At 49.9% G+C, this 18,972-nt stretch carries 20 protein-coding genes; 9 read left to right on the top strand and 11 right to left on the bottom strand.

What is annotated here, in order from left to right:
* Nucleotides 1–193: 193 nt before the first annotated feature.
* Entirely contained in the window at nt 194–1,882 is a 1,689-nt protein-coding gene (locus tag IO95_RS16345; RefSeq protein ID WP_037386208.1) for an aspartate:alanine antiporter, read from the bottom strand.
* A gap of 407 nt (nt 1,883–2,289) precedes the next feature.
* Between IO95_RS16345 and IO95_RS16340 the strand changes: the two genes are divergently transcribed.
* A complete protein-coding gene (locus IO95_RS16340; protein WP_023491974.1) occupies nt 2,290–2,679 on the top strand; it encodes an inner membrane protein YbjM in 390 nt (129 codons plus the stop codon).
* 14 nt (nt 2,680–2,693) lie between these two features.
* Here the strand turns inward: IO95_RS16340 and IO95_RS16335 are convergent, their stop codons facing one another.
* A complete protein-coding gene (locus IO95_RS16335) occupies nt 2,694–2,957 on the bottom strand; it encodes a GrxA family glutaredoxin (RefSeq protein ID WP_023491972.1) in 264 nt (87 codons plus the stop codon).
* A 192-nt stretch (nt 2,958–3,149) separates the two neighbouring features.
* Here IO95_RS16335 and IO95_RS16330 point away from each other — a divergent pair, with 192 nt between their 5' ends.
* The 4 genes from IO95_RS16330 (at nt 3,150) to rlmC (ending at nt 6,335) form a co-directional block, all read left to right on the top strand.
* Entirely contained in the window at nt 3,150–3,446 is a 297-nt protein-coding gene (locus tag IO95_RS16330; RefSeq protein ID WP_023491971.1) for a DUF1418 family protein, read from the top strand.
* Between the two features lie 22 nt (nt 3,447–3,468).
* Nucleotides 3,469–4,371, top strand: coding sequence for a 30S ribosomal protein S6--L-glutamate ligase (gene rimK, locus IO95_RS16325; protein ID WP_023491970.1), 903 nt, complete (start codon nt 3,469–3,471; stop codon nt 4,369–4,371).
* 195 nt (nt 4,372–4,566) lie between these two features.
* Complete coding sequence (locus IO95_RS16320) at nt 4,567–5,046, top strand: YbjN domain-containing protein (RefSeq protein ID WP_023491969.1); 480 nt, start codon at nt 4,567–4,569, stop codon at nt 5,044–5,046.
* 161 nt (nt 5,047–5,207) lie between these two features.
* Entirely contained in the window at nt 5,208–6,335 is a 1,128-nt protein-coding gene (rlmC, locus tag IO95_RS16315; protein WP_023491968.1) for a 23S rRNA (uracil(747)-C(5))-methyltransferase RlmC, read from the top strand.
* A 106-nt stretch (nt 6,336–6,441) separates the two neighbouring features.
* Here the strand turns inward: rlmC and IO95_RS16310 are convergent, their stop codons facing one another.
* From IO95_RS16310 to artP, 5 genes are all read right to left on the bottom strand, one after another.
* Entirely contained in the window at nt 6,442–7,176 is a 735-nt protein-coding gene (locus IO95_RS16310) for an arginine ABC transporter substrate-binding protein (RefSeq protein ID WP_023491967.1), read from the bottom strand.
* Nucleotides 7,177–7,382: 206 nt separating this feature from the next.
* Nucleotides 7,383–8,051, bottom strand: coding sequence for an arginine ABC transporter permease ArtM (gene artM / locus IO95_RS16305; protein ID WP_023491965.1), 669 nt, complete (start codon nt 8,049–8,051; stop codon nt 7,383–7,385).
* Nucleotides 8,051–8,767 (bottom strand): arginine ABC transporter permease ArtQ, encoded by a 717-nt coding sequence (gene artQ / locus IO95_RS16300; RefSeq protein ID WP_023491963.1) that lies wholly within the window; start codon nt 8,765–8,767, stop codon nt 8,051–8,053. The genes artM and artQ overlap by 1 nt, the downstream gene beginning before the upstream one ends.
* Nucleotides 8,768–8,776: 9 nt before the next feature.
* Nucleotides 8,777–9,508 (bottom strand): arginine ABC transporter substrate-binding protein, encoded by a 732-nt coding sequence (gene artJ, locus IO95_RS16295; RefSeq protein ID WP_023491962.1) that lies wholly within the window; start codon nt 9,506–9,508, stop codon nt 8,777–8,779.
* A 32-nt stretch (nt 9,509–9,540) separates the two neighbouring features.
* Nucleotides 9,541–10,269, bottom strand: a complete 729-nt coding sequence (artP, locus tag IO95_RS16290; RefSeq protein ID WP_152554959.1) for an arginine ABC transporter ATP-binding protein ArtP — start codon at nt 10,267–10,269, stop codon at nt 9,541–9,543.
* A 303-nt stretch (nt 10,270–10,572) separates the two neighbouring features.
* On the opposite strand from artP, the gene IO95_RS16285 reads away from it, so the two are divergent.
* The gene (locus IO95_RS16285; RefSeq protein ID WP_037386134.1) at nt 10,573–11,427 is read left to right on the top strand and encodes an N-acetylmuramoyl-L-alanine amidase; all 855 of its coding nucleotides are present in this window, start codon (nt 10,573–10,575) and stop codon (nt 11,425–11,427) included.
* Here the strand turns inward: IO95_RS16285 and IO95_RS16280 are convergent, their stop codons facing one another.
* Nucleotides 11,428–12,438 carry an NAD(P)-dependent oxidoreductase gene (locus tag IO95_RS16280; protein WP_037386132.1) on the bottom strand — a complete coding sequence of 337 codons (1,011 nt, stop codon included), beginning with the start codon at nt 12,436–12,438 and terminating at the stop codon, nt 11,428–11,430.
* A gap of 200 nt (nt 12,439–12,638) precedes the next feature.
* Nucleotides 12,639–14,078 carry a DUF2867 domain-containing protein gene (locus IO95_RS16275; RefSeq protein ID WP_023491956.1) on the bottom strand — a complete coding sequence of 480 codons (1,440 nt, stop codon included), beginning with the start codon at nt 14,076–14,078 and terminating at the stop codon, nt 12,639–12,641.
* A gap of 142 nt (nt 14,079–14,220) precedes the next feature.
* On the opposite strand from IO95_RS16275, the gene IO95_RS16270 reads away from it, so the two are divergent.
* Nucleotides 14,221–14,568: a DUF1294 domain-containing protein gene (locus tag IO95_RS16270; RefSeq protein ID WP_023491955.1), complete on the top strand. Its 348-nt coding sequence runs from the start codon at nt 14,221–14,223 to the stop codon at nt 14,566–14,568.
* Between the two features lie 2 nt (nt 14,569–14,570).
* Here the strand turns inward: IO95_RS16270 and IO95_RS16265 are convergent, their stop codons facing one another.
* Entirely contained in the window at nt 14,571–15,398 is an 828-nt protein-coding gene (locus tag IO95_RS16265; protein ID WP_037386130.1) for a MurR/RpiR family transcriptional regulator, read from the bottom strand.
* A gap of 167 nt (nt 15,399–15,565) precedes the next feature.
* On the opposite strand from IO95_RS16265, the gene IO95_RS16260 reads away from it, so the two are divergent.
* Both IO95_RS16260 and IO95_RS16255 read left to right on the top strand, forming a co-directional pair.
* Nucleotides 15,566–17,122 (top strand): maltose/glucose-specific PTS transporter subunit IIC, encoded by a 1,557-nt coding sequence (locus IO95_RS16260; RefSeq protein WP_023491953.1) that lies wholly within the window; start codon nt 15,566–15,568, stop codon nt 17,120–17,122.
* Entirely contained in the window at nt 17,119–17,811 is a 693-nt protein-coding gene (locus IO95_RS16255) for an N-acetylmannosamine-6-phosphate 2-epimerase (RefSeq protein WP_023491952.1), read from the top strand. Before IO95_RS16260 ends, IO95_RS16255 begins: the two co-directional genes overlap by 4 nt.
* 91 nt (nt 17,812–17,902) lie before the next feature.
* Here the strand turns inward: IO95_RS16255 and ltaE are convergent, their stop codons facing one another.
* Nucleotides 17,903–18,919, bottom strand: coding sequence for a low-specificity L-threonine aldolase (ltaE, locus tag IO95_RS16250; RefSeq protein WP_023491951.1), 1,017 nt, complete (start codon nt 18,917–18,919; stop codon nt 17,903–17,905).
* Between the last annotated feature and the right edge of the window lie 53 nt (nt 18,920–18,972).

Genomic DNA, 18,972 nt, shown 5'->3' with positions numbered 1-18,972 from the left:
AGGCGATAAATTTTAGGCAATAAAAAACCCGATAATCTTGAACCTAAAAAGGCGGGATTAACGGGCTCCACAAATTGGGGACATCAAAGAAAAGCAGTGGCACTAACTCAGACTATCAGTATTTGGAAAAGTTCTGCTTAATAATCGAAATATCATAAATATTTTATCTTAGGGGTGTTTTCTGGTGCGTGCTTTACCCCATTATCCCCGGCCATATCACTACGATGAGTGAACCGGCCAAGGTTAACAACACATTAGCGATGGCGTAGGTGCCCGCGTAACCCAGAGCGGGAATATTACTACGGGCAGTATCGCTGATGATGTCCATCGCTGGGGCGCAGGTGCGAGCACCCATAATGGCACCAAACAGTAAGGCGCGGTTCATACGTAGAATATAGGCACCGAATAAAAAACAGATCACCACAGGTAGCAAGCTGACAATTAACCCGGCAATCAGCATCTGCCCGCCAATGGCACCCAGGCTGTGACCAATACTGGCTCCGGCACTTAGGCCAACACCCGCCATAAACACCATCAGGCCAAATTCTTTCACCATATTCAGTGCCCCCTGGGGGATGTAACCGAAAGTAGGGTGGTTGGCACGCAGAAAGCCTAGCATAATGCCAGACATCAATAGCCCAGCGGCATTACCAATACCAAACGAAAAATTACTGAATTGGATAGTGATCTGGCCAATTAATAGCCCGATGATAAAAAAGGCACAGAATGCCAGCAGATCGGTGACTTGGCTGTGGATCGAGATAAAACCAATCTTCTCGGCCACACTTTTCACCCGGCGAGCATCGCCACTGACTTGCAGCACATCACCTTTATTGAGCACGATGCTGTCATCAATCGGCATTTCAATCTGGCTGCGGATCACGCGGTTCAAGAAACAACCGTTATCAGTCAGTTTCAGTTGACTCAGGCGTTTACCGACCGCATTGCTGTTTTTTACTACAATTTCTTCGGTCACGATGCGCATGTTGAGCAGGTCACGATCGAAGACTTCTTTACCATTACGAAAGCTGGGATCCAACCGGGCATGGGCATCAGGGTAACCAACCAGTGAGATTTCATCCCCTATTTGCAGGACGGCATCACCGTCTGGGGTAGCCAGAATACCGTTACGACGAATGAGTTCGATATAACAGCCAGTTTGCCGGTAAATGCCCAGTTCACGCAGATTCTTGCCATCAGCCCAGGCCACCAACTCTTGGCCAACCCGATAGGCGCGGATCACTGGCAGGTAAACTTTGCGCTGGCTGTCGGTATCAAGGCCACGCTCATGGGTGATTTGCTGGGCGGAGGTCGAAAGGTCCTGGTGCTGCAGTTTGGGCAGGTAGCGAGCGCCAAAAATCAGGCTGACGAGGCCAATCAGATAAGTCAGGGCGTAGCCCAGGCTGAGATTATCTTGGGCGGCCAACAGTGTGGGGCCATCGCTAATGGTATTACGTAGCGTATCCCCCGCACCGACCAATACCGGGGTGGAGGTCATGGAACCTGCCAGCATACCGGCAGTCAGGCCGATATCCCAATCGAACAATTTACCAAGCCCGATGGCTGTCAGCATGGCGGTACCGACCATCACCAGTGCCAGCATAAAATAGTTTTTGCCATCACGGAAAAAGATGGAGAAAAAATTGGGCCCAGCTTCGACACCAACACAAAAAATAAACAACATAAAGCCGAGGCTTAATGCTTCAGTATTGATGTTGAAGTGTTGCTGGCCCAGCAACAGTGAAACCACCAAAACACCAATCGCATTACCTAATTGAATGGAGCCCAAGCGGATTTTTCCAAGGCAGAGCCCTAGAGCGAGAACCACAAACAGTAACAGAATATAGTTACCGTTTAACAAACTAGCGACGTTTATATTCACGGAGGATAACTTATTGTTTACCAGTAAATTTTTGATATAGAAAACTTTAAGGTATAGATTTAACCCTATAATATAGGGATAAAACCGATACCGACCCAGATTGATGCAAAGGTTAGCCAATATAGCTGCCGCTCGATTAGTGACGAGTATAACTATTGAACAGCGGGGCTTATTCTAGCTGCTATGATGAGTAACAGCCAGCGTATAGCCGAGTTGTTTCAATAAGAGCACGCTAAGTGGTAAAGCCAGAGGATAAGTAGTCCATTTTAACGGCTAATGTATTTCACTTTTTTTGACCAGGGAAAAGTTTCAGCTAGTGAAGCCAGCCCAGGCCGGCGGCATATGACTTGATGGGTGGTCAGGCTGTTTTTCTGCAGTGTAGTGACTGGTTTAAAGGGGAGAAGGGCATGGCAAATTATCGCTATTGGTTGGGGATTGTGAGTAGTTTCTTGCTGTTTAGTCTGGTTTTTCTTAGCCAGAAAAGTGTCACGGTCAACCATTCTGCTGTTGAGCATCAAAGCGAGATCGGCTTGTTGCTGTTTGTTATACCGGGGCTGATTGCCAGTTATCTTTCAATCAAAAAGCACATTTTGTGCCCGCTGCTGGGTGCATTGATTGCATTGCCGCTCTGTTTGATCATCCGTTACATCGGGTTGTTGCCTGGCTATTCACTCTGGCAGGAACTAGCTTATGCCGTTAGTGCCGTATTCTGGTGCGTACTGGGTGCCATGCTATACCTGTTTATCCGGATGATTTCGCAAACGCTGGAGCAGTTGCGTCAGCGAAAGCGGCAATAGTTTAGAACAGCCGATTACTTAAACAAGCCCAGATGCTCTTTGGCATAGGCTTCGAAGTCGGTGCAGCCGCCAATGTGCTGTTCATCAAGAAAAATCTGCGGCACGGTTTCAACTGGCTTACCGACGGTTTTTTCCAAATCGGCTTTGGTGATACCTTCTGCATGGATATCAACGTAACGGAAATTAAAATCGTCACGCTCTTCAGTCAACTTCTCTGCCAACTCTTTAGCACGGACACAATAAGGACAGTTCGGACGCCCGAAGATTACAGCAAACATATGATACTCCTGGTTTGTTAGGGTAATAACTGAGATCTAGCAAAGTAAATTGCCGTTTACTATGCCTGTTGTCAGTGGCAAAAAAAAGCGGCTTCTGCCTGTTAATTCGATTTATCGAACCGATTAATCAGTGGGGCTATTGCCAAGAGAGTAAATTCACTACACTGAGTGCAACCATTCAGGAGACGATATATGCGTTCAATCCGCAAGTTACCGCGTACTGTTTTATTGCTTGAAGCGCTAGGCATGGTGTTGCTGGTGCTCTCTTATATGAGCATCCATGATTGGGTGCATTTACCGGGTATGCTGGCATCGCAGCAAGCGGCGGTAGGGATGATTTTTCTTGGTGTGGCCCTGATGGTGCCTGCGGCGGTATTTTTGGTCTGGCGTGTAGTACATGGTGGGAGCTTCCTGCTGCTGGGTGATAAGCCGCCCAAGCATGATCAGCGCTCTTTGCCCAATGACGATAAAAAAGATCAGGGTAACTGACCAACGTTTCCAGGAGTGATCCGTGAAAATTGCCATTCTTTCCCGTGATGGTTCGCTGTATTCATGCAAAAGATTGCGCCAAGCGGCGGAGCAACGTGGGCATCAGATCGATATCATTGACCCACTTTCTTGCTATATGAACGTCAACCCCGCAGCGCCAGCTATCCATTATCGTGGCCGTAAGCTGCAACATTATGATGCCGTTATTCCACGCATCGGTTCTGCTATTACGTTCTACGGTACGGCGGTGCTGCGTCAGTTTGAGTTATTGGGCAGTTATCCATTGAACGAGTCGGTGGCCATCACCCGCGCACGCGATAAACTGCGTTCGCTACAATTGTTGGCCAGCCAAGGCATTGATCTGCCGATTACCGGTTTTGCCCATTCTCCAGATGATACCGGGGATTTGATTGAATTGGTGGGGGGCGCACCGTTGGTGGTCAAACTGGTGGAAGGCACGCAGGGGATCGGCGTGGTTTTGGCCGAAACCCGCCAAGCGGCAGAGAGCGTGATTGATGCGTTCCGTGGCTTGAATGCCCATATATTGGTGCAGGAGTATATTCACGAAGCACAGGGGCGTGATATTCGTTGTTTAGTGGTCGGTGGGCGGGTGATCGCCGCGATTGAACGGCAGGCAAAACCCGGCGATTTTCGTTCAAATTTGCACCGTGGCGGTACCGCCCGCAGAGTGCAGATCACCAGCAAAGAACGTGCTACGGCGATCAAGGCTGTCGCCGCTCTGGGGCTAGATGTGGCTGGCGTTGATATTCTGCGTGCTGATCGCGGCCCGTTAGTGATGGAGGTCAATGCCTCGCCGGGGTTGGAAGGTATTGAAAATACCACCGGGTTGGATATCGCCGGGATCATGGTCGAATATATTGAGCAGTGTGGCCGCCCGGGCTTTTGCCTGAAGTCAGGCGGTTGAAATATAGTGAATTTAGTGGTTTTAAAGGAAATTAAAGCACGTTTGGCTCAAGTTACCGCAGCGGCGAGTTGGGCGTGTTGGCGTAGAAAAATGATCAAATCTGTGAATTTATCGCCTTTGGGCGTGGCATATCGATTGAATATTCCGTAAGCTATGCGCCGTTTATGTTTTTAAAGCTTGTGAGGCTGGTAATTTATGGATTCGCTCATTGTCCCCGATTTGGCGTTGTTACGACGTTGGCTGGATCAATTGGGTGTCTCTTTTTTTGAGTGTGACTCTTGTCAGGCCTTACACTTGCCACATATGCAAAATTTTGATGGTGTCTTTGATGCCAAGCTTGATCTGATTGATGGTGTGATTCTGTTTTCTGCCTTGGCAGAGGTCAAGCCCACCGCGTTGATCCCCTTGGTGGCTGATCTGAGCCAGATTAATGCCAGCTCATTGACCATCAAGGCATTCGTTGATATTCAGGACGACAATCTGCCTAAGCTGATTGTTTGCCAAGTGCTGAGCATTGCTGTCGGGGTAACTTATGAACAGTTTGCCCATTTTATGCAGCAGGGAGAAGAGCAGATTTCCATGCTGATCCTGGAAGCACGAGCCAACGATCTGCTGTTTATGGGCGATGAAGAAGAAGCCGCGCCAGTGGTCACCCGTCAGCCGATGTTGCATTAAATCGTGTTCACTGGTTGATCAAATTCCTCCAATTTCCTGTTTCCGTTTACCACCACGAAAATATCTTTATCCTAGCGCTAACGGCAGCTTGAATAGCGACGGTGTGCGGTAAAGTGTTACAATCTGCACCCTTCGTGTTGCGGATTTGATGGTTACCCTTTATGCATTGCGCGTTGTATCAGGCGAATATCTGCCGTTCCTGTCAGTGGTTGGAAAAGCCCTATCCGCAGCAGTTGGCTGAGAAACAGCATCACTTACAATCCTTGTTAGCGGCACACCAGCAGGTCGATTGGTTAGCGCCGGTAGCGAGTAAACCACGCGCATTTCGCAACAAGGCAAAAATGGTGGTTAGCGGCAGCGTTGAACGCCCATTGCTTGGCATGTTGCACCGGGATGGAACCCCGGTTGATTTATGTGCTTGCCCACTGTACCCCGCCAGCTTTGCTGAGGTCTTTGCTGTACTTAAGCAATTTATCCCTCGTGCCGGGTTGACCCCTTATCACGTTGCCCGCAAACGGGGTGAACTGAAGTATCTGTTATTAACCGAAAGTACCCACAGCGCCGGTTTTATGCTGCGCTTTGTGCTCCGTTCTGAGAAAAAATTAGCTCAGTTACGTGCGGCATTACCCTGGTTGCAGCAGCAATTACCTCAGTTGACCGTCATTTCTGCCAATATTCAGCCAGTGCATATGGCGATTATGGAGAGCGATTGTGAAATCCCGCTCACCGAACAGCAGGTATTGGAGGAACGATTTAATCAGGTACCGCTGTATATTCGCCCCCAGAGTTTCTTCCAGACCAATCCACAGCTAGCGGGGCAGTTGTACGCGACCGCACGGGATTGGGTGCAGGCATTGGGCATCAGCAGTATGTGGGATCTTTTCTGCGGTGTCGGGGGCTTTGGTCTGCACTGTGCGCAACCGCAAACACGCTTGACCGGGATTGAAATTAACCCAGAAGCGATCGCTTGTGCTAAGTTGTCAGCCCAAAAACTGGGTTTACAGCAGGTTGATTTTCAAGCGCTGGATTCCACCGGTTTTGCTCTTGCTGAAGGGGCGGTACCGCAACTGGTGCTGGTGAACCCACCACGCCGGGGGATTGGCAAAGAACTTTGCGAGTACCTTAATGCAATGGCACCGGGCTATATTCTCTATTCAAGCTGTAATGCGGTGACTATGGCGCAGGATATCACCCTGTTGCCTGACTATCGCGTTGAGCGTGTGCAGTTGTTTGATATGTTCCCGCATACGGCACACTATGAAGTGTTGACGCTATTGGTACGTAAATAAATAGCACGAAAATAGTCAGGGCTCGAACTGCCCATCGCACTCAAGTGGTAACTTGAATGGATCTGGGCAGGGTTCAAGCCCTAAGCACTGATCACTGACGGGTCACTTATTGCGGGAACCACTTGTCGTTAATGGCTTTATAAGTACCATCAGCCTTGATGGCATCCAGCGCAGCGTTTAACTTGGCTAACAGCGCCTGGTTATCTTGGCGCACGGCAATACCTAAACCTGTGCCAAAGTACTGGGCATCAGTAACATGCTCACCCACAGGGGCCAGGTCCGGGTTGTTTTTCAGCCATTCATTCACCACCGCGGTATCCCCAAACACACCATCAATACGGCCATTTTTCACTTCCAGAATGGCGTTTTGATAGCTGTCATAAGACACCGTATTAATCTCTGGGTGTTTATCCTGCATATATTTTTGGTGGGTAGTGCCATTCTCCATACCGATTTTCTTACCTTTTAAATCAGCCAGTGAGGTGAATTTGCCTTTTGGGGCAATCACGATAGCGGAGTTGGCATAATAAGGCTGGGTAAAAGAGACCTGCTTGCTACGTTCTGCGGTGATATCCATACCGGAGATCACTGCATCATATTTTTTGAATTTCAGTGCGGCGATCAGGCTATCAAAAGCATGGTTGGAGAAAGTACACTCGGCCTGCATCTGTTTGCATAAGGCTTTGGCCAAATCGATATCAAAGCCGACGATTTGGTTGTTGGCATCCAGGGATTCAAAAGGGGGATAGGTGGCAGAAGAGGCAAAACGGATACTCTCTGCCGCTGCGGCGTTAAAGGTCATCCCGGCGAGAAGGGTGGCGGCAAGTAACAGCTTTTTCATGCGTAATACTCCTGTCAAAAATGAGATTCTTTATTTCGCCACCTTTGATTTTGCTGCCAATAACGTCGGCATGGTGAGTGGCTAGGACGCTAAACATGCCATTTAGTGAATTAATATGCAATATGAATGATTAAAAATTTATTTGGTGGAATAAAAAAGCCCTGCAGGGCAGGGCTTGAAGCAAGCAGTTTCGCTAGCCAGCTAGCTTAGTTGCGGCGTTCAAACGCCAGCGCACGGCGTTCAATCAGGCGCATCATCAATGTCAGTAACCCGTTAACACACAGGTAAACAAGACCTGCAGCACCAAACACCATCACATCATAAGTTCGGCCATACATCAGTTGGCTGTACCCCATCACTTCCATCAGCGTGATGGTGTAGGCCAGCGAGGTACTCTTGAAGACCAAGACCACTTCGTTGGAATAGGAGGACAAGGCGCGTTTAAAGGCGAACGGTAATAGAATGCGCAATGTTTGCTTGCGCGACATGCCAAGGGCTTCACAAGATTGCCACTGACCTTCCGGGATAGCACGTACCGCACCGTGGAACAATAAGGTGGTATAAGCCGCACTGTTTAACGCCAAGGCGATCATGGCGCAGAGCCAAGGTTGTGATAACAGACTCCACAACCAGGGATACTCACGGATGGCGGGGAACTGGCCCGGGCCATAGTAAATCAGGAAGATTTGTACCAGCAGGGGGGTGCCGGTGAACAGCGTAATATAGCCCTTTACCAACGGCGTCAATACCGGCGTTTTTAGCGTCAGTATCACCGTCAGGAACAATGACAGGAATAGGGAAACCACCAATGCCGCTACCGTCAGCGTCAAGCTGGTATGTAATCCTTTAAGAATGACAGGTAAGAACTCAAGCATCAGGATGGCCTCCGTTCAAAACGTGTGGCACGGAGTTCAATCCGTTTAAGGATGTACTGGCTGAGTAATGTCACCAGCAGATAAATGGCTGCGGCAATGACATACCAGTTAAACGGTTCCTGAGTACGGGTGGCGATACTTTTGGTTTGCAGCATCAAGTCATTAACGCTGATCAGGGAAACCAGTGCGGTATCTTTCAATAACACCAACCATTGATTACCTAGCCCCGGCAAGGCATGGCGCCACATTTGCGGCATGATTAAACGGAAAAATATTGCCGCTTTGCTCAACCCCAATGCCTGGCCCGATTCCCACTGGCCTTGCGGCACGGCTTTCAGCGCCCCACGCAAGGTTTGCGAGGCGTAAGCAGCATACAGCAGGGCGAGGGCAATGACGCCACACATGAAGGGGCTGATCTCGAAATTATCGATAGCCAACTGTACCGGTAGTTGGAACAGGCCAAAGTTTAGGGTAAAGCCGTCCGACAGCAGCAGTAACAGCTGTGATGAGCCGAAATAAATGAACAGCACCACCAGGATCTCCGGCAAGCCACGCAATAGCGTCACCCAAGCGGTTCCGAGCCAACTGACCACTTTCCAACGGGAGGTTTCCCAGACGGCAAACAGCATCGCCAGGATTAACCCGAGCACCAAGGCACAAACGGCAAGGCCAACGGTCATGCCGGCGGCGCTTGCTAGAGGTTGAATTTCATTCATGGGTGATGATTACTGTTGGAACCATTTTTTGTAGATGGTTTCGTAGGTGCCATCTTGCTTGATTTTATCCAGAGCTGCGTTGAATTTCCCTTGTAGCTCGGTATTTTGCTGGCGAACCGCAATCCCCAGACCGGTGCCGAAATAGCCTTTATCGGTCACTTTGTCACCCACGGCGGCCAGTGCAGCATTCTGCTTCAACCATTCGTTAACCACGGCAGTATCTCCGAACACCGCATCAACACGGCCATTCTTCAGATCCAGAATTGCATTCTGATAGCTGTCGTAAGGCACGGTGGTGATTTCCGGGTGTTTATCGGTCAGGTATTTCTGGTGAGTGGTGCCATTTTGTACACCTACCTTTTTACCTTTCAGTGCGGCAACGTCAGCCAGCTTACCTTTCTCAGCAATGAATAGCGCTGAGTTATCATAATAAGGCTTGCTGAACAGCACTTGTTTCTCACGCTCAGGGGTAATATCCATACCTGCAATTACGGCATCGAAGCGTTTGAACTTCAGGCTTGGGATTAAACTGTCGAAGGCTTGATTGGTAAAAGTACATTCGGCCTGGATCTCTTTACACAGGGCATTAGCCAGGTCGATATCAAAACCTTGGATCTTATTATCTGCCGCGACAAACTCGAACGGAGGATAGGACGCTTCGGTAGCGAAACGAATAGTTTCAGCGGCAGTGGCAGAAACGCTGATGCCAGCCAGAACGGCGGCGATAAGTAGTTTTTTCATCGCAAATTCCCCTAAAACAGCAAATAAAAGTATTAGTGTGACAGGTAGTTAGCAAACTCTGTGGTTTGCGGTTGAGCAAAATGAAGCGCAGACCCCTGTTCAACGACGCGGCCATTTTCCATATAGACCACTCGGCTGGCGGTTTTACGTGCGACTTCAACTTCATGGGTAACGATCACCTGAGTGATGCCAGTACCTGCCAGTTCATTGATGATACTGACAATTTGTGCAGTAATTTCCGGGTCCAGTGCGGCAGTCGGTTCATCGAACAACAACACCTGCGGTTCCATCATGAGTGCACGGGCGATAGCAACACGCTGTTGTTGACCACCGGAAAGATGCAGCGGAAAACGATCAGCAAAATCAGTCAAGCGCAGACGCGTTAACAGCTTATCGGCCCGTTCCATCGCCTGAGCCTTGGTTAGGCCAAGTACACGGCAAGGGGCTTCTATCAGGTTTTGCAGTACGTTAAGATGCGGCCAGAGATTGTATTGCTGAAATACCATGCCGACATTCTGGCGCAGTTCGCGGATGGATTTTTCACCGGGTGCCTGTTTGAAATCAAACTGGTTGCCAGCGATGTTCAGTACCCCTGAACGTGGCATCTCAAGCAGGTTAAGTACCCGTAGCAAAGAGCTTTTCCCGGCACCACTTGGCCCAAGCAATACTAACGTTTCCCCTGCAGGGCAATCCAAAGTGATGTTAAACAGCGCCTGGTGTGCGCCGTAAAAGCAATTGATATCTTTTAGTTGAATACTCATGCGTAGGAGTTGAATAGACATTGATGCGGCGAATGTTAACTTCCATAGAATACTTATGCAATCTTTGTGAGTTAAAATTTATCACTGAGCAGGATAACGCGACGGAGGTAGCACAATATAGTGAGATTGATATTCTTATCGGTTGTTTCCTTCGTCGTATGTGATATTGATAGATATTCTTTTTAAATCGAGGGTGTTTGGGGTGAAGGTATGCGAGGTGAGGGATTCTTGGCATAGGTTCGCCAGTCATCAAACATCGATTATGGCCCCAGCAGTTTGAATGGCGAAGGGTATATTGGAGGGATGGTGAGTATCAGAGCAGCGGTGATATTAGCAAGTGTACTATTGGCAGGGTGCCAAACCCAGCAGCACAGTACCAGTGCCAGTACCATTATGGAGCAGGGCAGCTATCGCTTGGAAACCTTGCATCAGGCCCGGGGGGCAGATCAGCGAATTCGTTTTTTGGTGATGCATTATACTGCGTCGGATTTTAACGCGTCGTTGAAGACACTGACAGATGAAAATGTTAGTGCTCATTATTTGTTGCCTGAGCAGCCGTCATTGCAAAAGGGCAAACCCGTGGCTTACCAATTGGTGCCGGAAGAGATGCGTGCTTGGCACGCCGGCGTCAGCTATTGGCGTGGGCGCAATAATCTCAATGATACTTCGATTGGTATTGAGCTCGTCAACCCGGGGTTTAGTCATCTGTTGCAGGCCAAGCATTGGCCCCCGTATTCCCCAGCACAGATCGAGCTATTGATTCTACTGAGCCGCGATATCATAAAGCGTTACGATATTCAGCCGATGGATATCGTTGGCCATAGTGATATTGCTCCACAGCGCAAGCAGGATCCGGGGCCGCTGTTCCCTTGGCAGCAATTGGCGCAGGCGGGTATTGGCGCATGGCCGGATAAGCAACAGGTTGAATACTATCTGGCGGGTCGTGATAAGCAGGCCCCGGTAGCGATGGCGCCGTTTTTGGCCAAACTGCAACGCTATGGTTACGGTGTTGATCCCACGTGGGATAGAAATCAGCAGCAGCACTTGGTGGCGGCGTTTCAGATGCATTTCCGACCTGGCGATCATCGCGGTAAGCCGGATGCCGAAAGTGAAGCGATTATTGATGCCTTGCTCAGCAAATATGGGCAGGGGCGCTAATCACAGGCCGTGCAGTTTGCCGTGTTCTGCCAGCCAGCGAGCAGTATGAGTAATGCCCTCTTCCAGTGAGATCAGCGGTTGATAACCCAGTTCTTGTTGTGCCCGCGTGTTATCCAACGTGAGGTCAAAATTGAGTTTAGCAACGCCATAATGCGTGAACAGTGGCTCTTTGTTGTTGTTGCTGTTCAGCTTTTCCATGGCTCTGGCGATAAGATCCAATAGCGGATAAGGCACTGAACGGATACGGCATTTTATATCGAGCTGATCAATGAATTGCTGTATCACATGCTTCAGCGGGCACACTTGTTGATTGGTGATATTGTAGGCACGCCCTGATGGGGTGTCTGTTTTCAGGGTTGCCAGCCACATCGCATGTACCGCGTTTTCTTGATAGGTCATATCCACCAGCGCGTCACCGCCACGGGGCAACGGCAGGTTGCCGCACTGCTTAATCATCTGCAGCAGGCGCGGTAACAATATTTTATCGTGTGGGCCAAACAACCCTTGGGGCCGCAAAATAGTAAAGTGAGTTTGCGGGTTGGATAACGCCAGGTGCTGTACCACTTGTTCGCTTGCTGCTTTGCTGCGGGCAAATTCATTGGCATAGCGCTGTGGGCGGAAATCTTCCTGCAGATGGTGATGATGGCGGTAGTCAAAATAAATCGCCGGTGAGGAAATATGGATAAACTGTGAGACGCCATAAGCCGCAGCCCACTCCCCCAAACGACGCGTAGCGCGGACGTTAGCCAGTTCAAAGGCTTGTTCAGTCCCCCACGGAGAGGTAAAACCAGAGCAGTGCCATAGCACATCCACCCCCGCTAACATGGCTTTAGCTTGCGTAGAAACCAGGTTGCTAAGGTCGGCATGAATAAACTCCGCGCCTATTTTTTCCAGCAGAGAACCCAACGCCTGATTACGGCTGGTGGCGCGTACCGCGATGCCTTGACGGCAAAGATATTCGATGGCGCTACGGCCTAACCCACTGCTTGCACCAGTGACCAATACCTTCATAACGAACTCTATTTTTACCCAAAATCAAGCGGTTGGCTTGCTTGCCGGAGGCGATTATCCAATGTGCGCCATTGTTCCGTGATTTTAAGCGCTATGCAATCGGAAAGAGCCTAACTGTATCAGCAAATGGTGCGCTCAGGCAGAGTAAACGCCGCTTGTTTTTCGTTGTTGTACCAATAAAAACTAAATTTATTTCAATCTCAGCGAGATAGATTATCTTTTTGTTCAGCCAGCTTAATAATGCGTTTGGCCATACCACGAAAAATAAACAGATGGGCTGGCATCATGACAAACCAGTAAAGCAACCCGCGAAAACCGGCAGGGTGCCACCAGGCACGGACATCAAGTTGGCGACGATCACCCAGATCTTTGATGGTGAAGGTCAAGCGCCCAAGCCCTGGGGCTTTCATGCCGAACAACAAGGCTAATTGTTGCAATGGTTTTAGCGTGATCACTTTCCAACCATCCACCACATCGCCGACTGCTAAGGTTTCCCGTTGCGGTCGGCCATAGACGACACCGTTCCCCAGCATATCGTCCATCCGAGCGCGGATTTGCCACAAAAGATTGGCATAGAAATAGCCTTCTTTGCCGCCCAATTGCTGAACCACATGCCATAAGGCTTCACTGGAGGCGGCTGTTTCCACTATGCAGCCGGCTTGTTTGGGGTAGAAGCCGTAGCCTGGGCGCCAGCGGGCTCTGGCTTCTGGGGCGTAACCCCAGTCTGCAGAGTCGGTAACTTCTTCTTCGCGGCGTAGGGTGAGGGTGACTGCCTGATCAAAGGTTTGTAGCGGCTGTGGGATTAACGTTTGCAGCGGTTGACCATTAGCGGGTAAGTCATGGTTAAGGCCCTGAATCAAGGCTTTGGCAATGGACGGCGGCACCGAGGTAATCATGCTGATAAACCAGACTGAGATAAAGCGCGTCGGCAAAGGAACTGGGATCAACCAACGTTTTTTACCGCTGATGGCAATAAAACGTTCAAACATGGTTTGGTAGCTGATGTACTCCGGGCCAGCAACGTCGAAAATCCGGCTTTCTGTTGCGGGATGTTGTAATAACTCGGTCAGGTAGGTGAGCAAATTATCCAAGGCTATCGGCGAGGATTTAGAACGTACCCAACGTGGCGGGGTCAGGACCGGCATGTTGTAAACCATATCGCGCATAATCTCGAAAGCTGCGGAACCTGGGCCGATAATAATACCGGCGCGCAGCTCTGTTATCGGTATCCCGCTTTGCCGCAGGATCTCACCGGTCAGTTTACGCGCCACCAGGTGCGGGGAGCTTTCCCCTGCCGGTTGCAGAGCACCGAGGAAAATAACTTGCTTGACCTGAGAATCTCGCAGTGCATTACGTAGATTTTCTGCGGCTTGACGCTCTTTTTCGATAAAATGCTCGCCATCACCCATTCCGTGGATCAGGTAATAGACGGTATCGATTTGCCATAAAGCGTCGGGCAGGGTGGCAGGGCGATAAACATCAACATAGCGGCAGTTCACCTGCGGCCAGTTTTGTTGCTCCAACCATTCGATGCGACGTGCGGCAGCGGTGACTTCATGACCCTGTTGAGCCAAGCAGGGGATCAGATGCTGACCGATATAGCCACTAGCACCAAGAACCAAAATACGTTGCGGAGTCATTATTGCTGCCTTGTCGTCAATTTGTCAGTAATATAAGCGGTCGTTACAGAATGCCAAATTTGCTGATGAATTGCAGCAGTTATACTTGCTATCATTTCAATGTGTTCCTTATTACAGCTTACATCCATTTGAGCCTATACCAATGAAAATCAATTATTTTTGTTATTTGATGCTGTTGCTGATTTTTATTGGCTGCCAGTTTATTCCCCATCCATTATGGGGGTGGTGGTTGCTGGTCAATGTGTTGACCCTGTTGCTCTATGGTGGCGACAAACTGGCTGCCAGCAAGGGGTGGCAACGGTTGCCAGAGTTCACCCTGTTACTGTTTGGGATACTGGGGGGCTGGATAGGAGGCTTTCTTGGGCAACAGCTTTTCCGGCATAAAACGCAAAAACAGCCCTTTAAAACGTATTTTATTCTCAGTGTGGTGGTTAATCTGCTGGCGATGTTGGCCGCAGGATATTGGCTTTATGGCCGTATGGTGGTGTGAGTTTATAACAGCAATGGGAAGGTGGCACGGGCGGTATTTTCAATGGACTGGTTATAGCCCGCAGCCTGTTTGGTCAGTTCTGCCACCATAAACTCCACCAATAACATCGCCCCCACTTTGGCTGGCAATGTGCCCGCGTTGAGTGGGCCTTCCGGTTTGGCAGCTACCAGTAAAATATCCGCCAGTTTAGCCAAGGGGCTGCGTTGGGTGTTGCTGATAACAATCACCTGGGCCTGTTGCTGTTTGGCTAAGGTGACCGCATGTAAAATATCTTTGGTGGAGCCTGAACTGGAAATGGCAATCAGTACATCCTGCTGGCCCAGTGAGGTGGCATTCATTGCGGCACGATGCATATCGCTAAAAAGCAGTGCCGGTTTACCCACACGTAATAACTTGTATTGCAGGAAATCACCAATGATCGCACTGGCGGCGACGCCATAAATTTGCACGGCTTTTGCCTGGTGCAAAGCTTGGGCTGCCAGTTGTAATGCCTGATGGTCAAGTAGCGCCCCGGTATCACGCAGCGCTTGTACGCTTTCTTCGATCAAACTTTCTGTTGAACTGAGGTTTGACGCCACTTCCGGTTGATTTTGCTGCACACACAGTGCCAGCGCCATTTTAAACTCGGTGTAGCCTTTGCAGCCCAGATGGCGGCAGAGGCGGGTAACACTGGCTTCGCTGGCCCCACTCTCACGGGCCAACTCAGTAATGGTAAAGTAGAGCACCCTGGAAGACTCTTCGATGACAAAATTGCCGAGTTTTTGCAGTGTAGGACTGTAACTCGTCAAATTCTGCTTAAGACGTAATAACAAATTTCCAGTATTCATCACGTTACCTTGTTGGCTATCTCTGCCCTATTGTGACGGAAGATCTTCCCTTCCCGCCAGCAAAATCCGCAGCCTGTGAAGCACATCATTGTTTTGAATTTTATTTTCATTTTTACGTTTTATTTGTGGTAATAATTTTTATCTAAAATAAATATTAAAGGAGAAAATTTATGTCAAAGCCAGGAGGAAAAACATCAGGAAGTTGGTTTGAAAAAGCCCAACTTTTTGGTAAGTCGTTTATGTTACCCATCGCCGTACTACCGGCGGCCGGGTTACTGTTAGGGATTGGTGGCGCGCTTTCCAACCCGAACACCGTTGAAGCTTACCCTTTTCTGAATATCGGCTGGTTACAGGGGCTCTTCACGGTAATGGCCAGTGCCGGGGCGACGGTATTTGCTAATTTGGCGGTGCTGTTTGCTGTTGGCGTGGCGGTTGGCTTAGCCAAAAGTGATAAAGGTACTGCCGGGCTGGCATCGTTAATTGCCTATTTGGTGATGAATGCCACGATTAATGCGTTGCTGAAGATCAGTGGCACCCTGGCCATTGATAACCCGAGTGCCGTAGGTCAAGGCATGATCCTCGGGGTTCAGACGCTGGAAACCGGGGTTTTTGGTGGTGTCATCATTGGATTGGTGACTTGGTATCTGCATAACCGCTATAACAAAATTGCTTTGCCGCAGTTTCTCGGGTTCTTTGGCGGTTCACGTTTTATTCCTATCATCAGTTCCTTTGCGGCCATTGGCGTCGGCGCGGTGATGACCCTAATTTGGCCGCACTTCCAGAAAGTAATTTTCAGTCTCGGCGGGTTAGTGGATGCCACCGGCTATCTGGGGACGTTCATCTATGGGTTTGTCCTGCGTATGCTGGGCCCATTTGGTTTGCACCATATCTTTTATCTGCCTTTCTGGACCACCGCCCTTGGGGGAAGTGAAGTAGTTAATGGGCAACTGGTTGAGGGCACGCAGCGTATTTTCTTCGCTCAGTTAGCGGATCCCAATACCCAACAGTTCTACATTGGTACTGCACGTTTCATGTCGGGCCGCTTTATTACCATGATGTTCGGGTTGGTAGGGGCTTGCCTGGCGATGTATCAAAGTGCCAAGCCGGAAAACCGCAAACGTGTTGGCGGGTTGCTGCTTTCTGCGGCGTTAACCTCCTTTCTGACCGGGATTACTGAACCTATTGAATTTTCGTTCCTGTTTGTTGCCCCAGCATTGTATGTGGTTCATGCCATCTTTGATGGTTTGGCGTTTATGTTGGCGCATATCCTGCACATTACTATCGGCCAGACATTTTCTGGCGGTTTTATCGATTTTATCCTGTTCGGTGTTTTGCAAGGGGAAGCCAAAACCCATTGGATGTACGTCCCCTTGGTCGGCATCCCTTGGTTCTTCCTCTATTACTTCACCTTCCGCTTCCTGATTGCTCGCTTTAATTTCAAAACCCCAGGGCGCGGTGATGAGTTGGAAACGGAAACCCTTCAACCCGCCAGCGACCGTTCACAACAGGTAGTGACTGCGTTAGGGGGCAAAGAGAATATCGTCGAATTGGATTGTTGTGCCACGCGCTTGCGTATCACGCTTAAACAGAGTGATCACATTGATGAAGCGGCTTTAAAAGCCACGGGTGCCCGCGGGGTGATTATCCGTGGCAATGGGGTACAGGTGATTTATGGGCCCCATGTCACCATTATTAAAAATGAAGTAGAGGAGTTATTGGGGTTATGACCGTATCGATTTTGCAGCAGATTAAAGGGAAGCTAGTGGTATCTTGCCAGGCTTTGCCAGATGAACCTCTACACAGTGATTTTATTATGTCGCGTATGGCGCTGGCTGCCGAGCAGGGAGGGGCGGCGGCGATCCGCGCCAACAGCGTAGCAGATGTCAAAGCGATTATGCAGGCGGTGGCGTTACCGGTGATTGCCATTATCAAACAGGATTACCCGGGTAGTGAGGTCTATATTACGCCAACCCTGGCGGAGATTGACCAATTGATGACGGTGGCGCCGCAGATGATCGCCTTGGATGCCACACTCTATCCACGCCCGGGGGCGTTGCAGTTACCGGCCTTGATAGCCGCCATTCGTGCTAAATATCCGGCGCTATTGCTGATGGCGGATATTGCCACCTTGGAAGAGGCAAAAATTGCCAGTGAGTTAGGCTTCGATTGTGTGGGAACCACACTGCATGGTTATACCCAAGAAACTGCCGGGAAAAAGCTGGCGCAAGAGGATTTCCGTTTTCTGCGCGAGGTGGTGGCGGCGGTGAACTTGCCGGTGATTGCTGAAGGGAATGTTGAAACGCCGGAAATGGCCGCTCGTTGTCTGGCATTAGGGGCTCATGCGGTGGTGGTTGGGGGGGCGATCACCCGCCCTCAGCAAATTACCCGCCGCTTTGTGGCGGCGATAACCGGCTGAATAGCACGCCCTGATAGTTTATCAGGGCGTCTTAGCTCAGTTGGCAACCAGTTACTGCAATTATGCGGTAACTGGCCGGGTTGAGGCGATTTTAGGCATGTTGCTGCAAGAATTCCTGCCACAGATTGACCACTTTTTGCAGGTCTTGGCGGCTGACGTTGAGGTGAGTGAGGATACGGGTCAATGGCCCAGCACTGATCAGCACCCCACGCTCTCGCATCCATGGCCCCAGTTTGGCTGCCAGTTCCGGCGATTGGTGCAGGTATAATACGTTGGTCTGTGCGCCGGGTTCGGCAATATCCAATCCAATAGCACGTAACTGCTGTTCCAGCCATTTGGCGTTATCGTGATCTTCTTTTAGCCGTTCAACATTGTGTTCTAAAGCATACAACCCAGCCGCTGCCAGGATACCGGCTTGACGCATACCACCACCAGCCATTTTGCGCCAACGAATCGCGCGCTGGATAAACTCCTGGCTACCGCAAAGTAACGAACCAACCGGTGCACCCAAGCCTTTTGACAGACAGATGGTGAAGGTATCGCAATATTGGGTGATAGTTTTTAGCGGTACATTTAGTGCCACGGCAGCGTTGAAGATGCGCGCCCCGTCAATGTGCAGGGCTAACTGCCGTTCACGGGTGAATTGCCAGGCTTGTTGCAGATAGGCTAACGGTAGCACTCTGCCACTGATGGTATTTTCCAGGCTCAATAAACGGGTTCTGGCAAAGTGAATATCGTCGGGCTTGATGGCGGCTGCGACTTTGTCCAATGGTAGCGTACCATCCGGCGCGGCTTCGACAGGTTGTGGCTGAATACTGCCAAGGACTGCGGCTCCACCGGCTTCATATTTATAGGTATGCGCCTGCTGGCCGACAATATATTCCTCACCGCGTTGGCAATGGCTTAATAAAGCCACCAGATTAGCCTGGGTTCCGGTGGGCAGGAACAGTGCGGCTTCTTTGCCTGAAAGCCTGACGGCTTCGGATTGTAGAGCATTAACGGTAGGATCGTCACCATACACATCATCGCCAACATCGGCACGTGCCATGGCGCTACGCATCTCTGCGCTGGGTTGGGTAACGGTATCACTGCGTAAATCAATTAACATAGGGAACCTTGAACGTTTGATGACGGGTGAGTTGTTATAATAACCCGATTGCA

The sequence above is a fragment of the Serratia sp. DD3 genome, from assembly GCF_000496755.2.
Note: the sequence above shows the minus strand (reverse complement) of the source record. Positions and strands in the feature narration are given on the sequence as shown.